At 71.2% G+C, this 1,758-nt stretch carries 1 protein-coding gene and 1 pseudogene; both read left to right on the plus strand.

The window, feature by feature from the left end; all coding sequences use genetic code 11:
• The coding region (locus HC022_RS25810) for a cytochrome b/b6 domain-containing protein (protein ID WP_167454288.1) at positions 1-1,055 on the plus strand (1,055 nt) is incomplete at its 5' end.
• 142 nt (positions 1,056-1,197) lie between these two features.
• A pseudogene (locus HC022_RS25815) lies at positions 1,198-1,758 on the plus strand (amidohydrolase family protein); the annotation flags it as partial.

The raw sequence follows: 1,758 nt of genomic DNA on the forward strand, positions 1-1,758 counted from the left end.
AGTCTGCGCTGTTCTCGGCCCACAAGACGTTGGGCGTGGCGCTGTTCTTCCTCGCGCTGCTGCGCATCGTCTGGATGATCGCGCAGCCCAAGCCCGCGCCGCTGCACCCCGACCGCGTCGCCGAGCGGCTATTGGCCGACACCGTTCACTGGGGGCTCTACGCGGCGCTGGTCATCGTGCCGCTCTCGGGCTGGGTCGAACATGCCGCCACCGACGGCTTTGCGCCGATCCTCTGGCCCTTCGGGCAGGACCTGCCGCTGGTGCCGAATTCGCCCGAGCTGGCCGAGACCGCGGCCGCGGTCCACTTCCTCGCGCAGTGGCTGCTGGTGGGCATCGTGGCGCTGCACATCCTCGGCGCAGTGAAACACGCGGTCATCGACCGCGACCCGACGCTGGCGCGCATGGTGCGCGGCGCCCACGGTGGCACGCCGGGCCGTCACCATGGCCATGTCGCGCCGCTGGTGCTGGCCTCGGCCGCGTGGATCGCGGTGCTGGGCGGGGCCGCCGCGGCGGGCTACTTCGCGCAGGAGCCCGGGGCCGAGGCGCCGACGCTCGAGGCCGCCGCCTCGGACTGGGAGGTGCAGGAGGGCACGCTGTCCATCAGCCTCGTGCAGATGGGCTCCGAGGTCACCGGCAGCTTCGCCGACTGGACCGCCGCCATCGCCTTCGAGCAGCAAGACGCGCCCGGCAAGTCCGGCGAGGTCACGGTGCAGATCGCGATCCCCTCGCTGACGCTGGGCTCGGTCACCAAGCAGGCCCTGGGCAAGGACTTCTTCGACGCCGAGGGCTTCCCCACGGCCACCTTCCAGGCCGACATCCTGAGCGCCGCGGACGGCTACGTGGCCGAAGGCACGCTGTCGATGAAGGGCGCCGAGGTGCCGGTCTCGCTGCCCTTCCAGCTGCGCATCGACGGCGACACCGCCCGGATGCAGGGCCGTACCACGCTCGACCGCCGCAACTATGCGATCGGCGACAACATGGGCGACCCGGGCCAGCTGAGCTTCGAGGTTGACGTGATCGTGGAGCTGACGGCAACGCGCGCCCCGCGTCAGTGAGGCGATCTTCGCGCCGACCTCCGGAGCCGCGCCCGGCGTCGCTGTCGGGTGTGCCTCCGGCGGGAGTTTATCCGGCAAGATGAAGACGCTGGTGCGCCCTTGCCTCTGGCGGGGACTGCGGGCGCGTGCTATCGGCGAGGCCATGACCCAGATCACGCTTCGCCGCCCCGACGACTGGCACCTGCACCTGCGCGATGGCGCGATGCTTCGTGCCGTGGCCCCCGAATCCGCCCGGCATTTCGGCCGCGCGATCATCATGCCGAACCTCGTGCCGCCGGTGGTGACCGGCGCGCAGGCCTCGGAGTACCGCGAGCGCATCCTCGCCGCCCTGCCCGAGGGCAGCGACTTCACCCCGCTCATGACGCTCTACCTCACCGAGGAGACCGATCCCGCGGACGTGGTGGCCGCCAAGCAGGCCGGCATCATCACCGCGGTGAAGCTCTACCCGGCGGGCGCCACCACCAACTCGGCCTCGGGCGTGCGCGATTTCGACAAGGTCCGCCCGGTGCTCGAGGCGATGGCCGAGCACGGCGTGCCGCTCTGCGTGCATGGTGAAGTGGTGGACGGCGACGTCGACATCTTCGACCGCGAGGCGGTGTTCATCGACCGCGTGCTTGACCCGATCCGCCGCGCCACCCCGGGCTGCGCGTGGTGATGGAGCACATCACCACCAAGGGCGGCGCCGATTACGCGCGCTCGGGCG

The organism is Salipiger sp. HF18 (assembly GCF_011806505.1).
Classification (GTDB): Bacteria; Pseudomonadota; Alphaproteobacteria; order Rhodobacterales; family Rhodobacteraceae; genus Salipiger; species Salipiger thiooxidans.